Consider the following 4,978-nt stretch of genomic DNA (forward strand, 5'->3'; position numbering starts at 1 on the left):
ATGCTTTCCTCGCCACGCAGGCCCGCCAAGACGATGCGGATTTTCTCTTCAGCTGAATAGGTTTGCCGCGTCTTGCGGCGGATGTTCTTAACCACCTTGTCGGCGGCGTCTTTTGATGTCTGGGGCTTCTTCGTCATCTCGATCTCCTAATCGATAAGATGAACCAGAAATCCTCCGTTATTCAAATCCTCAAATCTGTCCCACGGGTGCTGACGTCAGACACAGGGCCCTGCGATTTGGGACCAAGTGAAGGAGCAGTTGAAGCTCCGTCAGACAATCTTCTTGGGCTTCGATGAAGCTCAAGATTTGGCGCGATACCAGACTGACAAGGAGCGCCAGTCGGTCGTTAACACGCTAAAATCCCTCATGGAGAACTCGGTCTGGCCTGTGGGTTTGCTGCTGTCCGGCATGCCCGACCTCAAGAAAATTGTGAACCAGGATCCGCAATTGGCGCGGCGGGTCGACCCGATTGAGATCGGCCGCCTGCATAGCATTCGCGATGTCGGGGCAGTCCTCAAGATGGTTCAGAAATACGTTGACCGTGCGCGGCTCAACGTGGATTCGTCGGTCCAAAGTGAAGTCTTCGCCATGCGCTTGATGCACGCTGCCGATTACCAATTTGGGCTGTTGGCAGAAATCGTTGTCCTGTCGGTCTCAGAAGCTCTGTTCACAGAGGGATTGGATGCCAAACTCAGCCTCCAGCACTTCGCGGATGTCTACCGCGACCGAAACGGTGCCGATCGATGGATGAACGTCTTCCTCACGGAGGATTTTGGGCGCATCAATCCACGTCTCTTACTCGACAACGGCAACGACACCGACGCGGGGGGCGATCGATGAAAGCCCAACTCTCACTCATGCTCCCCCTCATTGAGGGGGAGACGCCCGCGTCCTTTGTCAGCCGGTTGGCGGCTCTTCACCAAACGTCGCCGCGCGATTTCTGTAGCGATCTCGGTATGCGCTGGCCGTTTTTGTGCACGGGCCACGAAGATCAAGTTGCGCAGCTTGCTTGGCTGGTCGGGCAGCCTGCCACCCAACTACATAGGTGGTCGGCTCGCAAGCTCTCGATCGGTCGCTATAAGGTCGGAAGGACGCATTCTTCGATCGGGGTGTTCCGGCGCACTGCCACGCGGCTTTGCCCAGTTTGTGCCGAAGAAGCTCTGAGCGAAACCGGCCCGCACGGGGTGGCGCAGCGCCTCGAATGGTCGGCTCTCAGTCTGCATCGGTGCGAAACCCATCAATGCGCTCTGATCACCCTACCGCCTGCGCCACACGCTCATCTCGCGTACGATGTCGTCGCGCAGGTGCATCAGCATCAAGGGCGCATTCGTGAGTTTGCGCAAAGTCCCACATTTTTGGAACCTACCGCGTTTGAGGCATATATTCGCGAGCGGATATACGACGGACCCCAGACCGATTGGCTGCATGCCATGGACCTCACTAACCTCCATCGAGCGAGCCTCACATTGGGCGCGGCATTGGAGGGTATGTTGTCAAGAGACGTCGCTCTTTTGGGACGAGACGATGAGCGCGCACTATGCCAAACTGGGTTCGAGCGTCTACACGTGGGGTCGGAAGGTCTCAAGGCAGCCCTTGATCGTCTCCGTGCCCAGTCGATGGCTGAGCGGCCATACTTCAGTACGGACCTCGGGCCGTTTTATCACTGGCTTCGAGAAGTTTATGACGATCCTTCCCTAAGTCAGATCACGGAGCTCACGCGCGAGCACATCTATAAAACCTATCCGGTCGACCTGAACCAATACGTGCTTGGGGAGAAGCCGCAGAAAGTGATCTGGCTAACCATGGAGCAGGCGCGCAAGCGCTCAGGATTCGGCGCTTTGTTCCTCAAGAAGCTGTTGGGCCATTTGCAGGGCGTCAGTGAAGTCGAAGCTCTTATGCGAACGGATGTCCATGTCGATGAGTTGCGGGAGGCGAAAGCCTTCTGGGTGACTCTTGCCAACCTGAAGGAGGCCGCCGATGCGCTTGCGGTCTCACCATCGCAAGTGAAGATCATGATGAGCCTCGGGGTGCTGCCGAACATTCAGATCACGTCATCCCTGCGTTACACAAAGCGGGAGGCTGTCCTGAAGCTCTTGAGAGCTGTGGAGGGTCTTCCGCCGACAAAGGGTGGTAGCTACCTTCCGCTCCGTGATTTTTGCCGTCGCGACGGCGTGGCGCTGCCGAAAGCGGTCAAAGCCTTTTGTGAAGGGGACCTTGATGGTGCTGTGAGGCGCGGAGAGGGCAGGGGGCTTCATGCGTTGGAGGTTGCGCTTGACGTGCTCAAAGCGGACCGCGCCATGATACTCAGCCATGACCTTACCTTGCCCGAGGCTGCGGCCTACCTGCGGATCAACATCATCTCGATCCGTAAACTCAGAGATGCCGGCTACCTCAAGCAGATCAAAAAGCGAAACCCCGACACCAACCATATCAAAAGCTACCTGACGCGGGAGAGTATCAGCGCCTTCGAGCGGCGCTGGGTCACGCTGGGGCAAATGGCAGAAGTCGAGGGCAGTGAGCCGTTCCATTTGGCCCGTAAGCTGGACCGCGATGGCGCCGTTCCCATTCCTTGCGTCACTGGAATTGCACGTGTCTACGAAAGAGAGTTTTCATGAGGCTCAGATTTTTCATGCCGCGCCTCAAGGTAATATCCGATGATCTTGTCTGAGGAGGAAAACGATTGGCCAAAGTTCTCCCAGCGATACCCGGAATGGTTTTCCCACAGTTACCCCTCACGGTGCAGCATTCAGATTTCGAGCCTGCGACTTCCCTCTTGTCGCGTCTCGCGGCGAAGAACGGAGTACAGTCGATTCAGCAATTCTGTCGTGACATCGCATTCCCGATCGAGCCGCTTTTTCGCGGGGAGCGTGCTGCGATTGAACAGCTTGCCGGGTTGGCAGGATGTCAGGCGGAGGCTTTGGGTCGCGTGTCGATCCGGCATCTCGGGCGGGGGTATTTCCGTTTGCGCGACGAGATTGTCACTACCCATACGCTTCACCGTAGTCGTGTCCGTGTCTGCCCGGAATGCGTCCGCAGCGAGGTGCCAACTTCCGCGGAGGCGTGGCATTTGCCGCGTCGTCTGCAGTGGAAATTCGTTTCGCTCAGAACCTGCCCGAAACACGGTTGCATGCTGGTGTCTTTGCCGCCGGAAAACTTCACGAAGGACGGCAAAGATTTTACGGCACAAATCCGCAAGCACTTTGATTGGGTTCTGTCACAGGCAACAGTGCCTGCGGAACAGAGCTCCTTCGAGCACTATCTGACCAAGCGCGTACTGAAGGGCAGGGGAGATGAATGGATTGACAGTCTTGAGCTCAATGTTGCCTCACGCGCTTGCGAAATTCTGGGATTACTCTTGACCAAGGGGCCAGAGGTCAGTTTGAGCGGGCATACCGAAAGTGATTGGGTTCAATTTGGTGAGGCAGGCTATGAGGTCTTGAAAGAAGGAGCTGAAGCTTTGTCTTTGTGCCTTCGCGATCAGGTCGCGCAAGTGGAGGGAGACCGCAGGTTTTTCGCCAAGGTTTACGGGCCCTTGATCACCTGGCTTCGTGGTTCTGGGCTTGGTGAGGAGTTCGAGCCGCTTCGTGACGTTGTGCGCCGTCAGATATTCCAAACGTTTTCGATCCGAAAAGGCATTCTGGTTCTCGGAGTTCCATCTGAGGGGATCACGGCGTCGAATGTTCCGGCGATTCTCCCCGTGACGCCGTTCATCAGAGAAAATGCACGCCTTCTTGCCCGGCGAGGGTTGGCGCAGCATGATGATTTCGGCCATATTGCTCTGAAGGGGTTTGTGACTGAGGGGATGCTCAAATCTTTTGAGCGTGAACGTCTGGCGGAAACTAGAGGTCCGTTGCCAGAAAATTCCCATTGGACGCTCAGCGGTCTTGTTGAGAGACCCATCCTCTCCCGCGCCTCAGGCGCTGAAATCATGTCTATTCCTGATGCGGCCCGCTTTCTTCGGGTCACGGCTAGGACCGTGTCTTATCTGGCAGAGCATCGTTTCCTGGAACGTGCAAAACTTGTTGAGGGTTATCGAGCTGGCTCACTTGTGTTCCAAGCGAGCAGTCTAAGAATGTTCCATGCTCGATATGTCTCCCTTGGTGAGTTGGTCGAGGAGACACAGCATCCACAGGGTGCGCTTGCCATGAAGCTCAGGAATGCGGGGTTGGATATGCTGGCGATGCCACCTGATTTCAGTCGCATTTTCTGGCGCGAAGACGTCGATTTGTCCGGGCTGAAAGCAGGGAGGCAGGCCTGTGCCAAATAGGGTTGTGGCGTCTCTATGAGCGCCGTACTCTCTTTCAAATTGAGAAAATGTGGACCTGTCACGGTTTGATGCTGCTCCTTTGATAGCATTTATTGCAACAAAGGAGACTGACTATGGGACTGAAGCGAACAGAAGAATTCAAGCAAGATGCGGTGCGGATTGCGTTGACCAGTGGTCTGACGCGTAAGCAGGTGGCTGACGATCTGGGTGTTGGCATGTCCACACTGAACAAATGGATCGCCGCACACCGAGACACTGATGTGGTGTCGAAAGAGGATTTGAGCCTCGCCCAAGAAAATGACCGGCTTCGACGTGAGAACCGCATTCTCAAGGAGGAAAGGGAAGTGTTAAAAAAGGCCACGGTGCGTCGACCGGCAGGGCATTGCGTAGCAATGTCCCGAGAGGGATCTTTGCGAGCCAAAAGCCGTGAGGTTTAAGTTTATCCACTGCCCGGCAATTGAAACGTAGTTTCGATGAGAGGGGAAGAACACCGATCTGCATTTTCCATTGAACTGATGTGTCGGGTTATGGCTGTTAGTCCGCGCGGTTTGCGGGCGCATCGCAACCGACCTGCCAGCCGCAGACAGCGGCCTGACATGGTGACGTTGGCACACATTAAAGAACAATCGCGCCTGAGCTTGGGCAGCTATGCACTGCACGTCAGGGTATTGCGTAGCAATGTCCCGAGAGTGGCCGCCCACGCATGACAGA

The 4,978-nt window shown here is 55.9% G+C and carries 3 protein-coding genes and 2 pseudogenes; 4 read left to right on the forward strand and 1 reads right to left on the reverse strand.

Features of this window, described 5'->3' with window-relative positions; translation table 11 throughout:
• Nucleotides 1–137, reverse strand: a pseudogene (locus KO497_RS12920) (IS3 family transposase); the annotation flags it as partial.
• Between the two features lie 109 nt (nucleotides 138–246).
• On the opposite strand from KO497_RS12920, the gene KO497_RS12925 reads away from it, so the two are divergent.
• The 4 genes and pseudogenes from KO497_RS12925 to KO497_RS12940 form a co-directional block, all read left to right on the forward strand.
• On the forward strand, nucleotides 247–840 hold the full coding sequence (locus KO497_RS12925; protein WP_436799292.1) for a TniB family NTP-binding protein: 594 nt from the start codon (nucleotides 247–249) through the stop codon (nucleotides 838–840).
• Entirely contained in the window at nucleotides 837–2,615 is a 1,779-nt protein-coding gene (locus tag KO497_RS12930; protein WP_215944385.1) for a TniQ family protein, read from the forward strand. Before KO497_RS12925 ends, KO497_RS12930 begins: the two co-directional genes overlap by 4 nt.
• A gap of 65 nt (nucleotides 2,616–2,680) precedes the next feature.
• The gene (locus KO497_RS12935; protein ID WP_252729660.1) at nucleotides 2,681–4,267 is read left to right on the forward strand and encodes a TniQ family protein; all 1,587 of its coding nucleotides are present in this window, start codon (nucleotides 2,681–2,683) and stop codon (nucleotides 4,265–4,267) included.
• 113 nt (nucleotides 4,268–4,380) lie between these two features.
• Nucleotides 4,381–4,917: pseudogene (locus KO497_RS12940) on the forward strand (transposase); the annotation flags it as partial.
• Between the last annotated feature and the right edge of the window lie 61 nt (nucleotides 4,918–4,978).

Source organism: Pacificibacter marinus, assembly GCF_018860665.1.
In the GTDB taxonomy this organism is placed as follows: Bacteria; Pseudomonadota; Alphaproteobacteria; order Rhodobacterales; family Rhodobacteraceae; genus Celeribacter; species Celeribacter marinus_A.

Excerpts from the sequence above, each read along its gene's own strand:
- KO497_RS12930 (WP_215944385.1), top strand. The coding sequence starts at position 837 with ATGAAAGCCCAACTCTCACTCATGCTCCCCCTCATTGAGGGGGAGACG.